Below are 21,272 nucleotides of genomic sequence, written 5' to 3' on the forward strand. Positions count from 1 at the left end.
TTCCAGTCTCAATTTAGTTGTAGCGAAAATGCAAACACGGGTTGTGTCAAAAGCCTCCTAAGTCCGAGATTTTTGACGTAGCCAAGCCTTTCTAGCTTCTTCGATAAAGAAAATTGGCAGAGGACAGAGCAGTAAAATACCCCACTCTAGACTAGTGATCGGTGCTGTATTAAACAGCCCATTGAGGGCAGGAACATAGGCCAGTAGACAAAAGAGCATAATCTCAAGGGCTAGTCCAAGATTGATCGTACGATTGGTGAAGAAGCCCCTCTTAAAAATAGATTGCGTCCGTGTCCGACAGTTCATGACCTGAGCCATCTGGCTAAAAATAATGGCACCCAAAGTCATCGTTGTAGCCTCACGATAAAGACTGCCACTGCTAGCTAGACTACTGCCCAATTCTCCATGAAGAGCATATACAGAGAAGAAAGCGATCATAGCAACGACAGCCTCCATGCCACCGTACCAGAGGAACGATTTGACCAGCATCTTGCGATTGACCAGTCGGTCAGATTTAGCCCTCGGTGGCTGACTCATGATACCTTCCTCAGGTTGCTCCACACCTAAGCCTAGCGCAGGCATCATATCACTCCCCAGATCGATAGCTAAAATCTGCATAACGGTCAAAGGCAGAGGAACCAGCCCCTTGGAAAAGAGGAAGACTGCTGATGGGACAGCTTCTGAAGTATTGCTGTTAAAAATGTAGCTGAGGAATTTACGCAAATTATTATAGATGCTGCGCCCTTCTTCAATGGCTTTAACGATAGAAGTGAAATGATCATCGGTCAAGATCATGTCAGCCGATTCCTTGGCGACATCAGTTCCTGTGATCCCCATAGCGACACCAATATCAGCTTTTTTCAAAGCAGGGGCATCATTGACGCCATCACCAGTCACGGCGACGACGTGTCCCAATGCTTGTAGATTGGTGACGATTCGGAATTTTTGCTCAGGTGCAATGCGAGCAAAGATCACCTCATCACAGAGGGCCTCCTGCAAATCAGTATCAGACATCTCTGCCAAGATACGACCACTGATCACACGAGGATGCTCAGTCTTGACAATCCCGATACTCTTAGCAATACTGACCGCTGTCAAATCATAGTCACCTGTCATCATAATGATCCTAATGTTGGCATCGTGACATTTAGCAACAGCTTCCTTGACTCCTTCGCGCGGTGGATCCTGCATGACCAGTAGCCCCATAAAGATCATATCAGCTTCTGTTGTTTCGACGCTAGCTTCTGCAAGGCCAGTTTCATCATCATAGAGCCTGCAGGCTAGGGCTAAAACCCGGAGTCCTTGTTGGGCATAGGCATCATTGGCTCTCAGGATTGCGGATTTTTCCCCGTCATTGAGTTGTCTGATCTGACCATCTTCTCGGATATAGGGACTAAGCTCCAAGATTTCCTTAGGTGCTCCCTTGGTAAAGGATGCGGTCGACTTTCCTTCAATAGCCTGTGATAGATGATTGAAAGTTGTCATACGCTTGCGATCAGAATCAAACGGCAGCTCTCTCAAGCGATAATTATCCCGATCATTAGCAGATAGATCGATACCAGCCTTCTGAGCAGCCACCTCCAAACAGGCCTCGGTCGGATCGCCCAAGACGGTATAATTAGGATTGTCAGCATTTGGATGGCTGATCTTGGCATTGCTACACAGAGTTGCCCCTCGTAAAATCCAGTTGAGATCAGTATCCATATCTGCTCGGACTTCTTGTCCTTCTAGGAGCACCTGTCCTACGGGTGCATAGCCTAGACCTGTTAGCTTGTATTCTTTTTTGGGCGTCCATATATTATGAACGGTCATCTCATTCTTAGTCAAGGTCCCAGTTTTATCAGAGCAAATAACAGTAGTCTCTCCGAGAGTCTCTACGGATGCTAATTTTTTCACCAGAGCATTTTCCTTGGCCATACGCTGAACAGCCATAGCTAAAGATAGAGTAATGGTAGGCAGCAAGCCCTCAGGAATAAAGGCCACAACCATCCCTAGTGAAAAGATAAAGGCTCTAGCAATCGGCTCCTTGACAAAGAAAACAGAGGCGATGAAGAAGAAAAGCCCGACACTCATAGCAATGAGAGAGATCTGCTTGGTCAGACGATCCACATCCTTTTGCAGCGGACTCTTATCATCGGCCACATCCTGAGTGAGGTGAGCGATCTTACCAAACTCTGTCTCCATCCCAATCTTGGTCACTAAAACTCGAGCAGAACCATTGGAAACAGTCGTCCCTGCAAAGATGAGATTATCAGCTTCCAAGGTAGTAAGATCTTCGTCTCTAATCACCTGATCATGCTTTCTGACCGGATTGGACTCCCCCGTTAAAGCAGATTGGTTGACTTGTAGATCCGTTGCGGTAAGAATCCTAGCATCTGCCGAAATTTTATCCCCCTCCTCGATCAGGAGAATATCCCCAGGAACCAAGTCTTCTGCTAAAATCTTTTGTTCAATACCATCACGAACGACACGAGCATAAGCAGGAAGCATATTTTTCAAGGCTTGGGTAGCCTTCTGAGCACGATTTTCCTGAATAAAGCTAAAAATACCATTGATGACATTGACCAGCCAGATCGCAAGACCTAGCTCGATAGTCCCAGTTAAGATAGCCACCAGACCGCCTATCCAAAGTAACAGAGCCATCAGGCTGGTAAAATTCTTCAAAAAGCGCAGTAGTTGAGATTCCTGCTTAGTTTCTGCCAGGAGGTTTTTACCATACTCACCCTGTCGTTTGTGAACGTCTTCGCTGTGCAGGCCAGTTTGCCTTGTCTGAAATTGTTGGTATAGTTCTTCTGATGAAAGGGCTTGATAGCCAACTGTTTCATCTGCCATGTAACCGCCTTCTTTCTATTTTCATCTACATTTTAACACCATTAGAAAAAAAGAAAAGGAAAAATATGGAGAAGACGCTAATATTTCTCCCCCCTTCTTATGTTAATCTTCTTCGCTCAGGAGGGTTCTTGCCAGTAAAACAACAAAAAAGAGCTTAGGATATATCCCAAGCTCTTAGTCTCAGCTAAGTCTTCGATTAACGACGAAGTCCTAGTGATTGAATCAAGTCACGGTAACGGTTGACATCCTTACGACGTAGGTAAGCCAAGAGGTTACGACGGTGACCGATTTTTTTCATCAAACCACGGTAAGTAGCGTGGTCTTTTTTATGCTCTTGAATGTGCTCATTGAGGTGGTTGATTTCCCAAGTCAATACAGCGACCTGTACTTCTACAGAACCAGTATCACCTTCGTGACGAGCGTATTGAGCGATAATTTCATTTTTTTTCTCTTTTGAGATTGCCATAGTAAAATTCTCCTTTTATTCCTTCAACCGAGTCCTAGGTTTGGCTGTCCTAAAACCAAGAAGAAGTTAGTTTGTCCCAAGGACTCACTTATTTTAGCAAAAAGCTCACGTTCAGTCAATGAAAAGACCGCAAAGAAGAGAGTGGGACAAAAGGTCTAGGAGAGCTTTTGAGGTTGAAAATGAGATGAACAGTAAGTTCATGAAATTAGATAACCTCCAACAGTTCCCCAAACTGTTGGAGCTATCACTTGCCTGGTAGTTAAACAGTCCACTGGACTGTTTAAGGGGGCGCCTGAAAATAGGAATGTGCCCCGGGATAAGGACTGCCAACCACTGCGTCAATCGAGTAAATCTAAAATAATATTAACGAGTCTGGACTTTTGTCCCAGACTCTGTCTCCTCTGTGATACCCAAACTTGATAATCCTATGATGGCTAATGACTGCCCCAGCCAAGAAAGACAGTAATTTCAAACTTTTTAAAATTTTTGAGTGATTTTGAAAAGTTTTTACGGATAGATAGGTGAATGCTAAGCAACCGAGCTGAGTTCCATGATAATTGAAAATGAAGTAATTATTACTCAGTTAATTTCATTTGCTAATAGCTCAAGTGCGCTGGGTTGCCGCATTTTACAAAAATTCGAAACAAAAATGTAACAATGTGTCACATTTTTGTTATTGATTATATCTTAAAATATTTTAAGATATAATTATCTTTAAAAGAAAGGAAGTTTATTTATGGCAGGACAAATTAAGTTAACGCCAGATGAGTTGCGTACATCAGCTCAAAAGTATACGCAAGGTTCACAAAGTGTTCAAGATGTTTTGACATCTTTGACTAACGAACAAGCTGTTATCTCTGAAAATTGGGATGGTACAGCGTTTGATGCTTTTGAAACACAATTTAACGAATTGTCACCAAAAGTGTCACAATTTGCTGAGTTGCTTGAAGCAATTAACGGTCAATTGAATTCAGTTGCAAGTAATCTTGAAGAAGTTGACTCAACTATTGCATCTCAAATTTCTGGAAGCTAAATGAACCAACTCAAAAGGCAGGATGGGATATCCCTTCCTGCCTTTGTTAGGTGAGTGAGAGTCAGAAAAAAGCTGAGTTCGCTCAAACTATATATCAAAAATACCAGTTATTTCTATACTCCCAAAAATAGCTGTTAAGAATACGATATTTTATATTTAGAGTGACTAAAGATCTTTAAACTCACTCTCCTTCACCTAACAATATTTGAGAAGAGGATAAGGTATGACAAAGGGATTGTCTCGAGCGTTTAGGCTAAGTAGAAATATTTTAGCTATTTTAGTGCTCCTATTTGGAATAATTGGTCTCAATCTACTACTAGAGAGGAATAATAGGACTGGTCAAGAAGTAACCAAGTCAGGGAATCGTCTCAATGTTGCTGTAGTTAATGAAGACCAAGCAGTTTTATCTCAAGATGGGAAAGATACCTATGATTTAGGTGGTGATTACATTAAAACACTTGAGCGTGATAATACTCAGAATTGGACAGTGACATCTAGATCCAGCGCAGAATCAGGCTTGAGTGATGGAGATTACCAGCTCATGGTGATCATCCCTAGTGATTTTTCGTCCAAAGTTTTAGATATCAATAACGTCTTAGTAGATAAGACCACAGTTTCCTATAAAGTTAACGCCAAAGGTAACAGTGTTACTGAAGCAGATGCTCAAAAAGTAGGATCCGAAGTTGTTTCAGACCTCAATAGTCGCTTGGTCAATATGTACATGGCCTCAGTTCTCGGAAACCTCTACACAGCTCAGGAAAATGCTAAGTCCGTTTCAGAAATTCAGAGTGGCAACATCGGTGATTATCAGACTAACCTATTGGATAATGCCGTCAATTTTGAAACAGTTTTCCCAAGCCTAGTATCGCTATCAGACAATGCCTTTGATATGAATACTAATCTAATGGAATCTTTGGAGGAGGCTGTTCTAGATGCCAAAGCCGACCAACTAGACACAGATAAGATGCAAGCCGACCTGGCTACTCTAACGCGTGCCTACAGTACAGGTAAAATCGACTCAGATGACTATACGTCAGGCTTGATGAGTATGGACTCAAAAGCGCTAGACAGTCAGTTGACAGAGATGATTGCAAAATTGGAAACCGACCAGCAAGCGGTATCCAGCAAGCTCAAAAAATCGAACTCAGATCAGGGTCAATCTTCTCAGCCTAGCTACGAGGAAGTCGTTGACAATGTCTCTCATCAGTTAGATGAGCTAGAAAAGCAGCTCAGTATTGCAAAAAATAAGAATGATAAGGAGCCTAATAAACCCACCAAGGAAATCGTTGATGATTTCTTAAAAGACTACTACGGCAAAGAAAATCTCGAAGATTTGGATAAGATGACCTTGCGTGAAGTGCTGACTAAAAAAGATAAGAATGAATCAGCTCTTTTAAGCCAAGATCTCAATGCTTACACATCTAGTCTTGATAGCATGGTAGGGACAGCTGTGAAGGGTCTACCGACAGATAAGGCTTCAGACTTAGCTGACCTCAAAGGAGTGACAGATACGGATTACACCAGTCTGATCACAACTTACGATGATAGCAGGTCAGCCTCTGCTTATGGCTATGCTGATGGTGGTGACAAGGTAGACGATAGCCCAAGTGACAGTGCTGGATTAGGAAAAAATTTAAATCAAGCAGCCACAGAGCTACGTGATTTTGATAAGACCACTGTTGAAGCTAAGACAGAACCACATACGCAAGTGAAAGCACGTCTCCAAGATCCTAAAGGAGTAGTTGAGAGCTGGTATGTGGTTAAGGAAGATGGAAGTCAGACAGATCCCGTTGGAGCTGATCAGGGCATCGATGTCGACCTTGGTCAAAAAAACACCTTCCACTATAATTTCAAAACTTCGAGTCCAGGAGCGCAAGCAGAACCAAACGATAGCCCTGCAACTCTAGCTGTTGAGCTAGATGGTGTCTCTGTGACGACAACAGATGCTAAAACCTTTGATCCAGAGGCTTATGCCGACAAGGTGGAAGCCTACACCAAGTCAGCCCAAGCGGTTGTCGATGCTTATAATCATGCAGGAAGTTTGTTAGCGACCTACTATCCAGACGGAAATGATCAAAGTATTACTGCGCGTTTCTTCGATCAGTCAGTCCGTAGCTTTTTGGATGATATTTTGACTCAGGCTGTATCAGATGCCGTCAGCACCTACGATGGCAATGTGGACGTCACCAACGCACTAGAGACACTCAAATCAACTCGTCAGAGCCTGATTGATGACTTGAAATCCATCATCGAAACAAATGACCAGGTCGAAAGTGATATTTCTGAGACACTGGGCTTACTCAAGGATATCCAGAGTGATCAGGAAGCGTCAAACTCTCCTCAAGCCCAGGCAGAAGCTGACAAGCGTGACAAGGCAGGATCAGATTTGACTGGCGATCTCTCAGATCTCATCTCTCAATCGGAAGCTCTTAAATCGACATCAGAGTCAAATGCAGAGTCTGCCAAGGCGGTCAATGAGAGTTTTGATTCCTTCAATGAGTCAGCTAAAGAGGCTCAAGATCAAGGTGATAAGCTCTCGGCTGATGCCCAGCGTCTCATGGGCGAATTTAATGAAGAACTCGAGGACACCAATGACTTTGTAGGTTCCTTTAAAAAAGTCCTAGACAATGCTTATCAAGAGGGAGTTCCAAATGAATCACTTCTCGAGTTTCTTTCGAGCCCTGTTGTCTCTCGCTCGAGCAGCTACCAATCTAGGGTAAACACCTACCGTCCTTTCACCTGGATCTTACTCCTAGCAGTTGTAACGCTCTTTACAGCCTATATCTTTGCGACGCAGGACTTGCTTAAGCGTGTACGCAGCAAATTTACCAAGGGAGTCTTGTCAGATACTGACCCACTTAATGTTGGAACTATCAGTGGTCTTGGCTTAGTCGAAGGTCTTGGTTTAGGAATTACCTCGGCTCGAAACCTCCATGTTCCTACCGACATGGTGCCTTCTTGGATCTTACTTTTTGTCTTGTATGGTATAGTTTTGCTCCTTGCTCAGTTCTTCTTGATCAAGCGGATGCATGCTCTTGGCATGGGAATCTCCCTCTACGTCATGGTAAGTTTTGTCTACTTTTCAAGTGCTGTTGGAGCAAGTAGTGGTCTTACTGGCCTGCTTAAGACTCTCAAAGTTTGGAACCCACTTTCACATATGGAAAAGACCTTATCTGCTTATTTCGACAATATAGCTGTCAATATGTGGGAAATCTTCCTTCTTGTCTTGGTATTAATCATCTTAGCAGTACTCAATACTTTGGTTAGACTGCCCTGGGAGGCTAAAATGAAACCGTCTCAATCACAAACGGAGGTCTAAGTATGAAAGCTATTAGTTACAAAAGTTTATTGCTAATAAAAAAGTTTAAAACTGTTTTACTTTTGCTTTTGCTCTTAGGGGTGATTCTAGGCCCAGTTAGAGCTTATGCATCCACGATTAAAGATAATAGCCTAAAGTTTTCAACTGATCGTGTTTCAGAAGATCAGCAAGAAACCTTAGGGCGTCAGGATAGCCGAATAGGACAGCTCTTTGACGAAGATCAGGCAAAGCAGCTAACGAGACGAAAGGGAGGCAAGGTTGCACTATCACGTCAGCAACGCCAACTTTTTGGTCAAAAATCAGCCATCCAGACTCAAAATATAAAGCCTAAACAGCTTTTCTCAGCTCAAGTCACCCACACTCTGGACATTCATGCAGGAGAAGGAGAGAGCACTTGGCGTATGGGACAGCTATTAGTTTATCTGCTTCTGATGATTATTGTGATTGGCCTAGCTAGCTTTTTCAGCTGGCTTAGCCAAAGACGGTTTAAAAACAACTTTCTGCAAAAATCAACTCATTAACATATAAATAAATATATAGAAAATGTGAGTCTAAGTGATTTTGTAAAATATTGTGAAAGGAGCCCTTTTCTGATGATTGTGATCAGTTTAGATTTGGGTGATCGGATAGTTGACTTACGTCTGCCTAAAAACTTAAGTGTACAACGCTTAAGCCAAGAGTTAGCGGCTATTTTTGACCTCCCCCAGCCCAAGCATACCTATCAATTAGCTGTAGTCAACAAAGGACTCATCCTTTCAAAAGGATATAAACTGGCTGACTACCCCATTACAACTGGAGATTATTTACGATTAGAGGATATTTAAATGCTTGTATCGCCTTTTACTTTTTCCCATCAAACCTTTAACTTTGATAAGAGTGAGGAAACATGGAACCTGACTCTCAATCGCTCAGAAGTGAGCTTGACTAACCTTCATCAGCTCCAATTGCTTGAAGTAAAGACGCCTGAATTTATGGACATGTCCTATGAGCTGATGCAGGATGATACCATTCAGCTAACCTTTTCTTTACCTGAAGCAGGAGTATCTTTTAGTAGTTTAGCAGAGCGAGCTATGTCGGAGCGGTTGCGTCTGAGTCTTAATATTTTAGATCTCTCAAAAGCAACGGCTTATCCGTTTGGATTGATCCTTCATCCGGAAAACCTTCTTATCACAAAAGATTTGCGCTTAAAAATGGCTTATCGTGGACTCAAAGGAGTAATGGAACCTCGTCATTTTAATGAGGATAGCTTTCTTCGCCAAGTCAAATGCTTGATTATTGACCTCTTCACAGGGACAGGATTTAGTCCCCTCTATGACGGCAGTCTTGAGGTTATTAAATTACCGAGTTATTTGGAACAAGTTCGTCTCAGTGAGAATTTAGAAGAACTATCTGCCTACCTCCACCAGCTCTATCAAGAAGAATTGGCTAAGGAAAGTCGCAGTCAGATTCGGGTGTCAAAGACTCGCTTTAGGATTTATAAGCAAGCGACCATTTGGCTGAGTGCGCTTAGCGTGTTGCTGATCGTACCTCTCGTTTATTTAATATTTTTTAGAGGACCTTTTCAGAGTAAACTGCTTACTGTTGATCGGGCTTTCCTAACCAAAGATTACAGCCAAGTCATCGAAAATACCGAATCTATAGCCTTGGATAAACTTCCCTATACACAAAAATATGAGGCAGCCTACGCTTATGTACAAGGGTTAGATTTTAGTGATACACAACGTGAAGTTGTGATGAACAATATCTCTCTTAAATCTGATGAGTTGTATCTGGATTATTGGGTTATGATTGGTCGTGGAAAACATGATGACGCTCTTGATACGGCTAAACGCTTGGATGATGTTGACCTCATTCTTTATGCTTTGGCTGAAAATATCACTGCAACGCGTAAAAATAGTGATCTCTCTGGAGAGGAGCGCAGTGAAAAACTACAATCCCTTCAATCCGAGTATGATCAATATTGGAAGGAACGTGAAGATGCTCTGGGTGAGGATGACAAAGAGGATAAGGGACTGACCAGTTCTCAGCCCTCTAACAACTCCTCTTCAGGTTCTCAGTCCAGTTCCAAAGATTAACCTATAAGAAGATGAGAAAAAAGCCTTATGGATATTATCGTTTTACATGGTAGCTACCGTCAGGTCCTTCCAGTACCGGAGGAAGGGCGCTTGTCTATTAGCGACCAGTTAGAAATTTTTATGGCAGATGGAGTCTTGACCTATCACTATCAGGATCAAATGGCCCCTATGCCTTCAGAGTTTCATCGAGATGGGATCCATCTCTATCCGAAACCCCAAACCATTAAGCACTACAGTTTAGCAGGACGCCAGCGTCTTGTTGTCGGACCACGAGTTGCTAGTGAACTGACAGCTCAGGATCCCCAGGTAACAGTTTCCCTAGAACGCACGCCAGATAATCGTTGGCACCTGACCAATCTAGGAAAGCCAATCTACATCAACAACCGCTTGAGTGACTCAGACGGTTTGCTGCCCTTTGGTGCGGAGCTTGCCTTTGAGAATAGTTTGATTAAAATCTTTCCGCACGAAGTTTGGGTCTATGGTCCTGTTTTTAACAACCGCTTGCTAGAGACACCGGACTCCCGCTACAGCTATTATGAGGATTACCCAGATTACCACCGCTCCCCTCGCTTGATCTACCGCTCTAGTGAGGATCGTGTGACCATTACAGCCCCTCAAGCAGAGCCCAACAAACCGCGCAATGAACTCCTAAAGGCTATGCTGCCGCCCTTGGTTATGGTTGGGGTCGTCATTGTGATCTCTATCTTTCAGCCCAGAGGACTTTATATCCTTATGTCTGTTGTCATGTCGATCATGACCAGCATCTTCTCTGTTCAAAATTATATTAAGACCAAGAGAGAGTACAAACAAAGTCTTAAGGATCGTATTGAAGCCTATCATGCCTACCTAGCCGATAAGGCGATTGAACTAAGAGAGCTAGCCCTAGATCAAAGACAAGGGCAGCACTATCACTACCCTGCCCTTCCAGAGCTAGACCAGTTGGCTCAGGAGCTTTCTAGCCGTATTTACGAAAAGACCCCGCAACAGTTCGATTTTCTCACCTATCGTCTGGGACTGGGGCGAGTGCCTACGACCTATACCCTAGACTATTCCAATAAAGAGCGCTCAGGTGTCAAAGATCCTCTGGAAGTCGAAGGATTCACCCTCTATCAGACCAATAAAGAGCTAGATGACATGCCAGTGGTGGCTAGCCTCAAGCAAGGTCCTGTCGGCTATGTAGGGGAGCGACCGCTCGTGATTGAGCAGCTCCAGTTGCTGATCAATCAGTTGGTGCTCTTTCATTCCTATCATGACTTGAGGATCATCACCGTCCTGCCAGAGTCCGAAAAAGACCAGTGGCAGTGGCTGCGCTGGCTCCCTCATGCGGCTCTCCCGGACATCAATGTCCGAGGTCTGGTCTACGACCAGCGGACACGTGACCAGGTACTCAATAGCCTGACCCAGATCATCAAGTCCCGCCAGCTGGCGCAAGAAGACACGAGTGGCAGCCAAGAGCTGCGCTTCTCACCACACTACCTGATCCTCATCACCGATGAGACGCTGATTTTGGATCACGCCATCATGGAGTACTTTAACGACGACCCGACTGATCTAGGCTTTAGCCTGGTCTTTGTCCAAGACGTCATGCGCGCCCTCTCAGAGAATGTCAAGACCGTCATCCGTATCAAGGATGGCGCCAGAGGTGAGCTGGTCATGGAAGAAGGCGAGCTTAAAAACCATGAATTCCTTCTGGATCATTTCCCAGAGGGCTATGACAAGGAGCGCATCACCAGACGCCTAGCCCCTCTCAACCATCTCGAAACCCTCAAATCCAGCATTCCAGACCAGGTCACTTTCTTAGACATGTATGGGGTGGAGCGTGTCGAAGACCTCAAGGTCACAGAGCTCTGGCAGCAGCATGCCCCTCACAAGAGTTTAAGTGTTCCTTTAGGATTGCGGGGACCTGAGGATTATGTTAGACTGGATCTGCATGAGCGTGCCCACGGCCCTCACGGCCTGATCGCAGGGACGACCGGGTCTGGGAAGTCAGAGCTCATCCAGTCTTACATCCTCTCCTTGGCGGTCAACTTCCACCCTCACGATGTGGGCTTTCTCCTCATCGACTACAAGGGGGGAGGAATGGCAGACCTCTTTAAGGGGCTGCCCCATGTCCTAGGGACCATCACCAACCTAGATGGCAACCAAGCCATGCGGGCTATGGCCTCGATCAAGGCAGAAAACAGACGGCGCCAGCGCCTCTTTGCCAAGGTGGGAGTCAATCATATCCACGCCTACCAAAAGAAATACAAAAATGGCGAAGTGACAGAGCCCCTTCCCCACCTGATTATCATCTCGGATGAGTTTGCGGAGCTCAAAAATGAGCAGCCTGAGTTCATCAGTGAGCTGGTCTCAACGGCCCGTATCGGGCGCTCGCTAGGGGTCAACCTGATCCTAGCGACCCAAAAGCCCTCAGGGGTGGTCAACGACCAGATCTGGGCCAACTCCAACTTCCGCCTGGCCCTCAAGGTGGCAGACAAGGCGGATTCTCAGGAAATGCTGCATACGCCAGATGCGGCGACCATTACGCAGGCCGGTCGTGCCTACCTGCAGGTCGGCAATAACGAGGTCTATGAGCTCTTTCAGTCCGCCTGGTCAGGCGCAGAGTATCGCCCCGACCAAGAGGATCAAGGGACAGATGACGTTACCATCTCTTTGGTCAATGAGTTAGGGCAGTATCAAGCGCTCAACCAAGACCTCTCCGGTCTGGACCAGGTAGACGATCTCAAGGAAGTGCCTAGCCAGCTTTCCGCCATTGTCGGCCATATCAAGGATCTAGCAGCAGCTGCCAAGCTCAGAGCAGTTCCTCAGCCTTGGCTGCCGCCGCTAAAGGATAAGATTATTCTGGATGATCTATACGGGGGTGCTGTCCCAAGTTGGCAAGAATCCCACAATAGTCTTGAAGTCATATTTGGCATGATTGATATTCCAAATGAGCAGCGACAGATGGTTGCCAAACATTCATTTAATGATGATGGACATTTAGCTGTTTATTCAAGTCCAGGTTATGGTAAAACAACCTTCTTACAAACTCTTGCGATTGATTTAGCAAAACGTTATACACCGGAACAAGTGCATTTTTACCTCTTGGATTTTGGAACGAGTGGTTTACTTCCTCTTTATAAGTTACCGCATACTTCCGATATTATCTATTCAGATGATAGTGCAAAAATTCCCAAGTTTATTGAGAGAATGACGGAGGAAATACGTACTCGGAAACAAAAACTAACGGAATACATGGTAGCAACTATCTTTGATTGGCGTCGTACTTCTAAAGAAACACTTCCCGACATTGTCATTTTTGTAGATAGTTTTGAAGGCATTCGTGGAACGGTATTCGATGATGCGGTAGATAAGATCTTGACAACAATCTCTCGAGATGGTGCAAGTTTGGGAATTTACCTTGCCATTTCCGCTGGTCGTGCCAACAGTATCCGTGCGGGATTACAGTCTAATCTTAAACGTAAACTTTCGCTAAAACAACTAGAAGACGGTGACGCCAAGTCTTTGGTGGGTCGTACAACATTGAAGATGGAAGATATAGTAGGTCGTGGCTGGCTTAAAGTTGATGATGTTGAAGTTTTTCAGGCTGCTATACCAGTATCTGGTGAGACAGCTTTTGATATAACGGAAAACTTAAAATCACTAGTGAAACAAATAGATGAGTCTTGGACAGGTGATCGCCCTAATCGTATTCCAGTTGTTCCGGAAATTCTATCTCTAGATACCTTTAACGCTCTTCCAGAGGTCAAAAAGGCACAACAAAATTCAGAAATCCCAATAGGCATGTCTTTTGATGATGTTAAGATAGAATCAATACCTGCTAGGCAATTCGGGCATATGGTTATTCTTTCTGATAAAGAAACAGCTAAAGAGAATGTCGTCCGCCATATTGTCCCAATATTATCAAAACAATACGGACAAAAGGCTATCTCTTTCTATGATATGTCAAGCAGCTATAGTGATATGCAAAGTTTGACAGGAAATTATACAGATGCATATGAATTTGAGGATGGTTTTGCAAGTCTATTCAGTGATTTATCTGATCAAATCTTGAAAGAAAAGCGAAAACGTTATTATGAAGATAGAATCATGATTATCTCAGATCTTTCAGATTTTATAGACAAATCAAAACTTAACTCCCAGCAATTAGCTATTTTGATAGAGGAAGGGCAACGTGTAGGGCTCCATTTGGTTATGATCAGTCATAGTAGTTATTTTTCAGTATTAAATGATTTTAAACGCTTTCTTAAACAAAAGGTTGATCTGGCTTTGATAGCCATGAAGGTATCAGCACAAAATTTTGTTCAAAAAACACTAACGCAACGTGAGGTAGACCTTCTTATAGATGAAATCTACCTTCACTATAAAGATGTTCAAAAACGCATAAAAATTACAAGATAGGAGCTTTTATATTGGAAAAGCAGTACAATGAAAACACGATCAAAGAAATAAAAAAATTCACAATTATCATAGGAATTGAAGCTCTTATTCTTGCTTTTGCATTGATAGGAGCTCTGATTATCATGACCCTCAATAATGTCAGATCTGGGAATATCTACCGATACGCTCAGCTGAGCTTTCTATTCCTCTTTGCTTATCTTTTCTTGGTTCATAGGGAGAATAGCTATTTTCTTCAAGCTATAAAAAAACACCCAGAGTGGAAGAAAGGTACATACTGGCAGCTACCCTTAACGTCTAGTCATACTGCAAAAGTTTTTCTGTTTCCCTTGATGGTTGTATTAGTTTATGGATTATTATTTATTCAGTTATATGAACCCGAGGTAACCCCCCCTTCTCAGGTTCCTATTCATAATTCTAGCGAGCCGGTAACACCGAGCTCGTCTTCCCTAGAAAAATTCACGGATGATAGTTTAAAAGGAGATTAGCTAATGGCAATGATGGATGGAACATGGGATCAAGCGATCAATAAAAAAAGAAAGATTGCAAGGTACGAAGATACTATTGAGCAAATAGAGGCTAATGACTTCGATAAAACGAAGGATTTATCTGATTTAAATAATAAATTACAGACTTGTAAGGATGTCATTGATAAAATCGATGGTAATAGCGGTTATCATTATCTCTCAGACTTGAAAGATAAGTTAGAGGAAGACATTAAAATGATGAAAAAGTATAAAACTTTTATTAAAGATGCCAACACCTCTATGAAAAATCTTCATAAGACGTTGAAAGAGGAGCTTCCAACGCTTAAAAGTGAGCTAGAGACGATAAAGGAAAATTATAGACGTGACCACAATAAAGCGGAAGAAGTGGCATTAGATGCACGCTTAGGAACGATCAGAAACTGGTAATTGGGGGTATGCTATGGCTATTATAGATACAGATATTAACAACATTGACAATAGTTACACTGCTGATATCATTGAATACGATGACGCTAATATTGAAACGATTATCTCAGATCTTTCAAATTTAGAAAGCGATTTATCGGATCTGGCTACCAAGGTATCAGATTTTTCATCGTACGATAGCAACTGGAAGGGTGATGCTAAGGATAAATATGAGGAATTGAAGGTCTTTTTAACTGATTTTTCTAGTGCCTATACAGACAGCATCGGTGAACTAAAGACTGCTGTGAATGGCTTACAGTCCTTGATCAGCGCTATTCCAAATTCAGATTTGATAAAAAAAATCAAGGAGGCTTAGGATGGAATTTTCAAAAAATGCTTTGTATGCCTTAGCGATCATGGATGATAATGGACAAGAAATTCCATTCATACCTTTAGATCAAAATGATGACCTAACACTTAGAGAAAAACTTTATCAAGCCTTAATGAGTGGTTACGATGATCTCAAAGAGATGTCAGCGCTTGACGACAAAGGGGCTCCGCGAGATGACGCTACGATTCTCGGTACTTTTCTGAACATGTATATAGAATCTCCTTATCATGTTGCGGTGGATGGTGAATATTTTCTAGCGCCTAATCAAGGTATCGACCAAAAGATGTCTGTTCTTATTACACGGACACCAGATGAGAGCTACCGTATTGAGTATCTTCCGACAGTCATCTTTATGGCAACCGTTTTATCAGCTCATAAAATTCTTCATAATCTCCAAGATAAGACAAAAAATTATATGAAGGCATCTTGGGAACCGTATGCTTTTATACGATTAATGGCTTATTATGGTAAATCTGATAGCTTGAGATTACATACGCTTCAGGCTGGTCAAGTTAAGGATCACTTGTATGTTAATACTCAAGGCGGACTGTATGAATATGACCTCACTCAAGAGATGATTCGTTCCCTATCACCAGAAGAGATGCAAGAGCAAATTATAACTGAATTGAAAGTGAAGGTTTAATAGTATGAAGCATATTAAGTTAGACTTAACGGAACATGAATCCCTCATTATTGCCCTAGCAGATATTGTCACCGTCTCTAATAACCTTGTGTCTTCTATTCAGTCTATTACTTCAGAGATTTCAGGCGTTTCTGATAGAGGATATTTTTCCTTCTATTATGGCAATGGTAATAATGGTGCCGACACTACTAAATATGGTTCTTTAGGACAATTTGTGACCAAGGCACAGCAGATCAGTACTCTGTCTGAGATTCTGCATCAGTATGCGATTGATACTTACAGTAAATTTGTGGATAAAGACAGAATCTTAGCAATTGAAGTGGCTAATACGATTTTGAACAGTAATGACCCTCAATACCATGCTTTTCAAAAGGAAATCAAAGATCATCCTGAGAGAGCTCTCGACTATATCCAAGACAACATGAAAGGGGACAAGTAGTGGCTACATACTATTCTAAGGAATCTGACTTTAGTTACAAAGATTTTAATTATGAGATCAATGCTAATATTGTTGCCAGAACTATGAAACAGTATTTCGAACAGCTGGAGCACTTGACGAAGCAAATCAAAGACAATAAGGTTCAAGATAAATATGTTAAAACTGGTGATGCCTATCTGGGTAAAGAATCTGATCTGTCTCTAGAAGATTTTTACACGGCCAATGATCGGGCTTCCGATTTAATGGGATTTAGCAGTGAGGTTCACTCTAAAATCATGGCCAATATTGATAGCAAATTTGTTAAAGGGATGAGTAAAGTTTTCCAAAATATGGATGAAAATCTCAATACAGATAAATTTGAAACACAAAAGCTGACGTCTAAAAAAACGACAAAATACTATGATATTGAATCGGGTACTTATGTAGAACAGGTTAGTGAGAAGAAGTACACGTTAACAGAAATATTAGATGGAAAAGCCAGTCCTATTTCTGCTGCTAAGACTGTCTATCAAGACCGCCTTAAAATGGCTAAGGATTACTTGGAAGAACTGGAGAAAGATCCTAAGAAGGCCAAGGACTATGATAAGCTCAAGAATATGAGTGAGGAAGAATTGATGGGAGCTTTCTATGGTGTTGGCTATGGGAACGCTGGTGTTCCTATCGTCAAAGGCTCAGACTGGCAGGAAGCCAATAAGGGGTGGTTAGAACCCATCGAAAATATTGTGATTCCAGGTGTTCTTTTGGTGGGTACTGTTGTCTCAACTGTTTTAATTCCTTTTACAGGGGGTGCAAGCGCCCCAATTGCAGCAGGCTTTGCGAATGCCGGTATGGTCTATACAGTAGCCAGTAGCGGTTATTCAGCTTATACTGGTAACAGCTTGATTGCAGGGACGCAGTTAACGGACGAAGAGCGTAGCTGGGCAGGAGCGGAAGCTCTCGTTACACTAGGAACTGCTGGAGCCAGTAAGGTTGCGACAGGCTTAGAGACTGCCGGAACTATCAGCAAAAACACCTCACAGGTTGTTCAAAAGGGTGCCGGCTGGGTAGATGATGGCTTTGATGTTACGCAGATGGCTGTAGGGGCTATGAATGGTGAAGATCAAACTCTGGCTCTAGTTGGTTTTGGTGCTGGAAAGGGTGCTAAGCACATTGCGGATAATTACAATCAGTCCCATCAGATAGACAGTGCCTCCAGCCGTCCTGTTAAGGGGCCTGATCCTGATCTCTCCGTACCTAAACAAGGCACCCCTGACCTTGATGTCAAAGCGAAAGCGCCCAAGGCAGAGGTTGATGGAGGCGTTCACACAGGCAGCACCCCACATGCCAATGTTCACGACCTTGACGCTGGGGCTGCTGGAGCAGTCGCTGGGACTAAAGCCTCTAAAGTAAAGAGTGCTAAGCCAAGTGAGGTGGAAGTGCCAACTAAGGCTGGTGAGATGGAGAAAATCAGTAGCCCAGAGGACCAGCGGTCTCATGTTCTCAAGAATATTGAAGAAAGCCGAAAGGCTAGAGAAGCGTCTAATTTTGATCAATACCTGCGTGAGGAATACCATGCTCAAGGGAAGTATTTCCCAGAACGTGTTGACCTGCCCAATGGCAAGCACGGTTATCTTTCAGCCGATACCTTTGATGGGCAACCAGTACCCGTGCGTTCAAGGGAATTTGTGGATGCAGAAGGTCATATTAAATGGCCACCCAAAGGCACAGACGGCTTTGCTGTAGACGAGACTGGAACTCCGATCACGGAACCTGCCGATTTGAAAGCAGGTCAGACAATTGACAGATATGGTTCTAGCAGTGGTACCTTTACTAGTCCTCTTGAGAATGGAAAAATGTTGCCCTACACTACTCGTGGTTTACCATATCCAGAAGGCTATCAGCCTTACCATAAATACGAAGTAGTGAAAGACATAAACTCCAAGAATATTTTAGAAGGCTTTAATCGCTTACCTAAAAGAGAGCAACAATTACTGCTAAATGATATGGAAGAATTTAGATTTACTTTTGAGGATATGGCTAATCCTAAAAAAGGGAGTATTGCCAAAGTGTTTGGCCAAGGTGGTGGTACTCAAATTAAGCTCGGAACATCAGTATCTTGGTATGAAAAATTAGGTTTACTGAAAGAGGTGCAGTGATGAAAGATTTATACAGAGAAAAACAAAATATCTTATCCGAAATAGAGAAATTAGGTTATGATAGCTTACGCTATTCAATATTTGATGAACATATTCCATTAGAATGGGAGACAAGAATAGATTTTGATGACGTTTCTGGAGAGTACGAAGTTTATTCTACAATGGATAGAGCTAGTATTTTAGGATCGTACAAATATACTGATTTTGATGAAGCAAAAGCTAGATTTATTAGAAATTTGGAGTTGGTGGTTTCCAGATATCAATATTTAGTAGAGGAAGGGAAGAATCCTCCATATTCTTCTCCACTATGGGATAAAGTAGATGATTGATATTGAGCATTTGAAGCATGAGCTAGAGACTGAAATTCGAGCTAGAGGGCTCGACAGTTTGCATTATGTTCTATTTGATGCAAATAAACGACTCCCTTGGGCATTTCACCTTTACTATAAAAATGGGAAATTTTATGTTGATGGAAGAGATGACCGTTCATATACAATTGGGCATAGCGGAGAGTATGACGATTTTGAGAGTGCAAAACAAGCATTTTTTGAAAAATTAGAGCTTGTTATAGAATCTAATAAAATGAATATACAATTAGGCCTACCCACTGAATATCCTTCTCCATTATGGGATAAAGTAGATGATTGATATTGCGTCTTTGAAGCGTGAGTTAAAAACTGAAGCTAATGGAACGGTTAGAGCAACAAAAATTATCATTAATGTCAGAAATCAAAAAATTGGGTTACGAAAGTCTGAGATACTCAATTTTTAATGATCATAGGCCATTAGAATGGGAAACTCGAATAGAGTTTAATACAGGAACGCAAGAATATGAGGTGTATTCTACAATGGATAGAGCTAGCAAAGGAGGAATCTTTACATTTAAAAAATTTGAAGAAGCTGAAGAAAAATTTTTAAAAAATCTCGAATTGACAGTTTTTATTAATAGAGCTTCAGTAGAAAACGGTGAGGTTCCAGAGTATTCTTCTCCACTATGGGATAAAGTAGGTGATTGATCCTGTGTATTGAGAAGTTGTTCAAAAGGGTGCCGGTTGGGTAGATGATGGCTTTGATGTTACGCAGATGGCTGTAGGGGCCATGAATGGTGAAGATCAAACTCTGGCTCTAGTTGGTTTTGGTGCTGGAAAGGGTGCTAAGCACATTGCGGATAATTACAATCAGTCCCAGCAGATAGACAGTGCTTCCAGCCGTCCTGTTAAGGGGCCTGATCCTGATCTCTCCGTACCTAAACAAGGCACCCCTGACCTTGATGTCAAAGCGAAAGCGCCCAAGGCAGAGGTTGATGGAGGCGTTCACACAGGCAGTACCCCACACGCCAAAGTTCACGATCTCGAAGCTGGGGCTGCTGGAGTGGTAGCCGGCACTAAAGGCTTTAAAGTACAGAGTGCTAAGCCAAGTGAGGTGGAAGTGCCGACTAAGGCTGGTGAGGTGACTGGTGCCAAGGGTTCTGATGTGCCTAAGGCCAAGGTGGAAGCCGTTGAGAAACCAAAAGATTATACTGTCACTGATTTCAGGAAGGATATGGAATCATTACCTCATATTGATTTATCACAAAAGGTTGAAGATGGTATTGATGGGACTCCGAATGGTAAACGTCCAGATGTCAACCGTGTGTATTCACAAGATGAGATTAATCAACACCTTTCTATGTTTAAAGATGGCATAGTGAGAGTAGTAAGCGGTGAGAGATATCGTGCAGACTTGGATAATTATGGAACCACAATTGGTGCTCCTAATGGACAATTTGTTATGCCTAAATCTGTCTACGAAAAGGCCGTTAAAGCTTCAAATGGAAATCCAAGAGTATTAGAAGAACTGCTAACTTTGGAACCTGGCTCTTTAGGAGATGCTCCAAAAGTAATTGAATCACATGATTTTACAGGACTTCGTATGCCATCTGGTAACGAAGCAGGCGCCTATCAAGGTGATTGGATTCCAGGTGGTTACACCAAGGGTGGAACACCGGAAGCAATTATTGATCAATTACCAGAGGGCCATTATACTGTTGACGATGTTTATTAACTGAGGTGATGCTTGATGTCTTTGAAATATAAAAAATACAATTATTGTTCAATTGAGGAAAATGTAGAAAAAAATAGGTATATTATCTTTTGGACAAGGGGAAAAGAGCACTATTCTTATTCCATAACAGCTGAACTGGCTGGAAAATTAGCTAATTCAAGTAAAGATGAATTAGAAGTCATGTTCTATGCAGAAAAAGGTCGATGGCCAAAAGAGGGAGAATTGGATCATTATAATGAAACAAATGTGATCACTCATAAAGGAAATGGATTCCTTGTTTATGAAGAAGATGGACACTATGAAATGCGCTGGCAGACAGGGAGTCACGACTCACGGGAGGCTGTTTATCCTATCACCAAGGAGCTAATGGATAAAGCCTTTCAATCGGATCAAGATGCCTATGATGTCAAGACTTATTTGACGACCGGTTTATGGCCCAGTCACGACCAAGATGCTATTGATCGTTCCTTTATTCGTCAATATCCAGAAGTGCTACTAAGAAATCCAGAAGCCAGTCGATCCTTATTTAGCGAAGATGAGTTCGAAAGGCTGTTGAAAAAAGCTCATGAAGCTTCTGATACAGAGGACTAATCTTCAGAGGGACA

Annotated in this window: 19 protein-coding genes; 17 read left to right on the forward strand and 2 right to left on the reverse strand. The window is 42.5% G+C overall.

Annotated elements, in window-relative coordinates:
* Positions 1–57: 57 nt before the first annotated feature.
* Positions 58–2,832 (reverse strand): cation-translocating P-type ATPase, encoded by a 2,775-nt coding sequence (locus tag AC4HAI_RS04965; RefSeq protein ID WP_491110666.1) that lies wholly within the window; start codon positions 2,830–2,832, stop codon positions 58–60.
* Positions 2,833–3,028: 196 nt separating this feature from the next.
* A complete protein-coding gene (gene rpsO / locus AC4HAI_RS04970; protein ID WP_491078513.1) occupies positions 3,029–3,298 on the reverse strand; it encodes a 30S ribosomal protein S15 in 270 nt (89 codons plus the stop codon).
* 736 nt (positions 3,299–4,034) lie between these two features.
* On the opposite strand from rpsO, the gene AC4HAI_RS04975 reads away from it, so the two are divergent.
* The 17 genes from AC4HAI_RS04975 (at position 4,035) to AC4HAI_RS05055 (ending at position 21,258) form a co-directional block, all read left to right on the forward strand.
* Entirely contained in the window at positions 4,035–4,331 is a 297-nt protein-coding gene (locus AC4HAI_RS04975) for a WXG100 family type VII secretion target (protein WP_491110667.1), read from the forward strand.
* 223 nt (positions 4,332–4,554) lie between these two features.
* Positions 4,555–7,650 carry a type VII secretion protein EsaA gene (esaA, locus tag AC4HAI_RS04980; protein ID WP_491110668.1) on the forward strand — a complete coding sequence of 1,032 codons (3,096 nt, stop codon included), beginning with the start codon at positions 4,555–4,557 and terminating at the stop codon, positions 7,648–7,650.
* A gap of 2 nt (positions 7,651–7,652) precedes the next feature.
* On the forward strand, positions 7,653–8,171 hold the full coding sequence (gene essA, locus AC4HAI_RS04985) for a type VII secretion protein EssA (RefSeq protein ID WP_491110670.1): 519 nt from the start codon (positions 7,653–7,655) through the stop codon (positions 8,169–8,171).
* A 72-nt stretch (positions 8,172–8,243) separates the two neighbouring features.
* Positions 8,244–8,474 (forward strand): EsaB/YukD family protein, encoded by a 231-nt coding sequence (locus tag AC4HAI_RS04990; RefSeq protein WP_491110671.1) that lies wholly within the window; start codon positions 8,244–8,246, stop codon positions 8,472–8,474.
* Positions 8,475–9,725 carry a type VII secretion protein EssB gene (essB, locus tag AC4HAI_RS04995; RefSeq protein ID WP_491110673.1) on the forward strand — a complete coding sequence of 417 codons (1,251 nt, stop codon included), beginning with the start codon at positions 8,475–8,477 and terminating at the stop codon, positions 9,723–9,725.
* Positions 9,726–9,752: 27 nt separating this feature from the next.
* On the forward strand, positions 9,753–14,126 hold the full coding sequence (gene essC / locus AC4HAI_RS05000) for a type VII secretion protein EssC (RefSeq protein WP_491110675.1): 4,374 nt from the start codon (positions 9,753–9,755) through the stop codon (positions 14,124–14,126).
* 11 nt (positions 14,127–14,137) lie between these two features.
* Positions 14,138–14,611 carry a hypothetical protein gene (locus AC4HAI_RS05005; protein ID WP_491110676.1) on the forward strand — a complete coding sequence of 158 codons (474 nt, stop codon included), beginning with the start codon at positions 14,138–14,140 and terminating at the stop codon, positions 14,609–14,611.
* 3 nt (positions 14,612–14,614) lie between these two features.
* Entirely contained in the window at positions 14,615–15,037 is a 423-nt protein-coding gene (locus tag AC4HAI_RS05010; RefSeq protein ID WP_491110677.1) for a hypothetical protein, read from the forward strand.
* 13 nt (positions 15,038–15,050) lie between these two features.
* On the forward strand, positions 15,051–15,392 hold the full coding sequence (locus AC4HAI_RS05015; RefSeq protein WP_491110679.1) for a WXG100 family type VII secretion target: 342 nt from the start codon (positions 15,051–15,053) through the stop codon (positions 15,390–15,392).
* A gap of 1 nt (position 15,393) precedes the next feature.
* Positions 15,394–16,050 (forward strand): DUF5081 family protein, encoded by a 657-nt coding sequence (locus AC4HAI_RS05020; RefSeq protein WP_491110680.1) that lies wholly within the window; start codon positions 15,394–15,396, stop codon positions 16,048–16,050.
* 4 nt (positions 16,051–16,054) lie between these two features.
* On the forward strand, positions 16,055–16,489 hold the full coding sequence (locus tag AC4HAI_RS05025; RefSeq protein ID WP_491110682.1) for a hypothetical protein: 435 nt from the start codon (positions 16,055–16,057) through the stop codon (positions 16,487–16,489).
* The gene (locus AC4HAI_RS05030; protein ID WP_491110683.1) at positions 16,489–18,624 is read left to right on the forward strand and encodes a glycohydrolase toxin TNT-related protein; all 2,136 of its coding nucleotides are present in this window, start codon (positions 16,489–16,491) and stop codon (positions 18,622–18,624) included. The genes AC4HAI_RS05025 and AC4HAI_RS05030 overlap by 1 nt, the downstream gene beginning before the upstream one ends.
* Positions 18,624–18,953: an Imm59 family immunity protein gene (locus tag AC4HAI_RS05035; RefSeq protein WP_491110684.1), complete on the forward strand. Its 330-nt coding sequence runs from the start codon at positions 18,624–18,626 to the stop codon at positions 18,951–18,953. Before AC4HAI_RS05030 ends, AC4HAI_RS05035 begins: the two co-directional genes overlap by 1 nt.
* Entirely contained in the window at positions 18,946–19,272 is a 327-nt protein-coding gene (locus tag AC4HAI_RS05040) for an Imm59 family immunity protein (RefSeq protein ID WP_491110685.1), read from the forward strand. The genes AC4HAI_RS05035 and AC4HAI_RS05040 overlap by 8 nt, the downstream gene beginning before the upstream one ends.
* A gap of 38 nt (positions 19,273–19,310) precedes the next feature.
* The gene (locus AC4HAI_RS05045) at positions 19,311–19,640 is read left to right on the forward strand and encodes an Imm59 family immunity protein (RefSeq protein ID WP_491110686.1); all 330 of its coding nucleotides are present in this window, start codon (positions 19,311–19,313) and stop codon (positions 19,638–19,640) included.
* A 67-nt stretch (positions 19,641–19,707) separates the two neighbouring features.
* Complete coding sequence (locus AC4HAI_RS05050) at positions 19,708–20,667, forward strand: hypothetical protein (RefSeq protein ID WP_491110687.1); 960 nt, start codon at positions 19,708–19,710, stop codon at positions 20,665–20,667.
* A gap of 15 nt (positions 20,668–20,682) precedes the next feature.
* Complete coding sequence (locus AC4HAI_RS05055; RefSeq protein WP_491110689.1) at positions 20,683–21,258, forward strand: hypothetical protein; 576 nt, start codon at positions 20,683–20,685, stop codon at positions 21,256–21,258.
* Positions 21,259–21,272 lie beyond the last annotated feature (14 nt).

The organism is Streptococcus sp. ALY_208, from assembly GCF_058314295.1.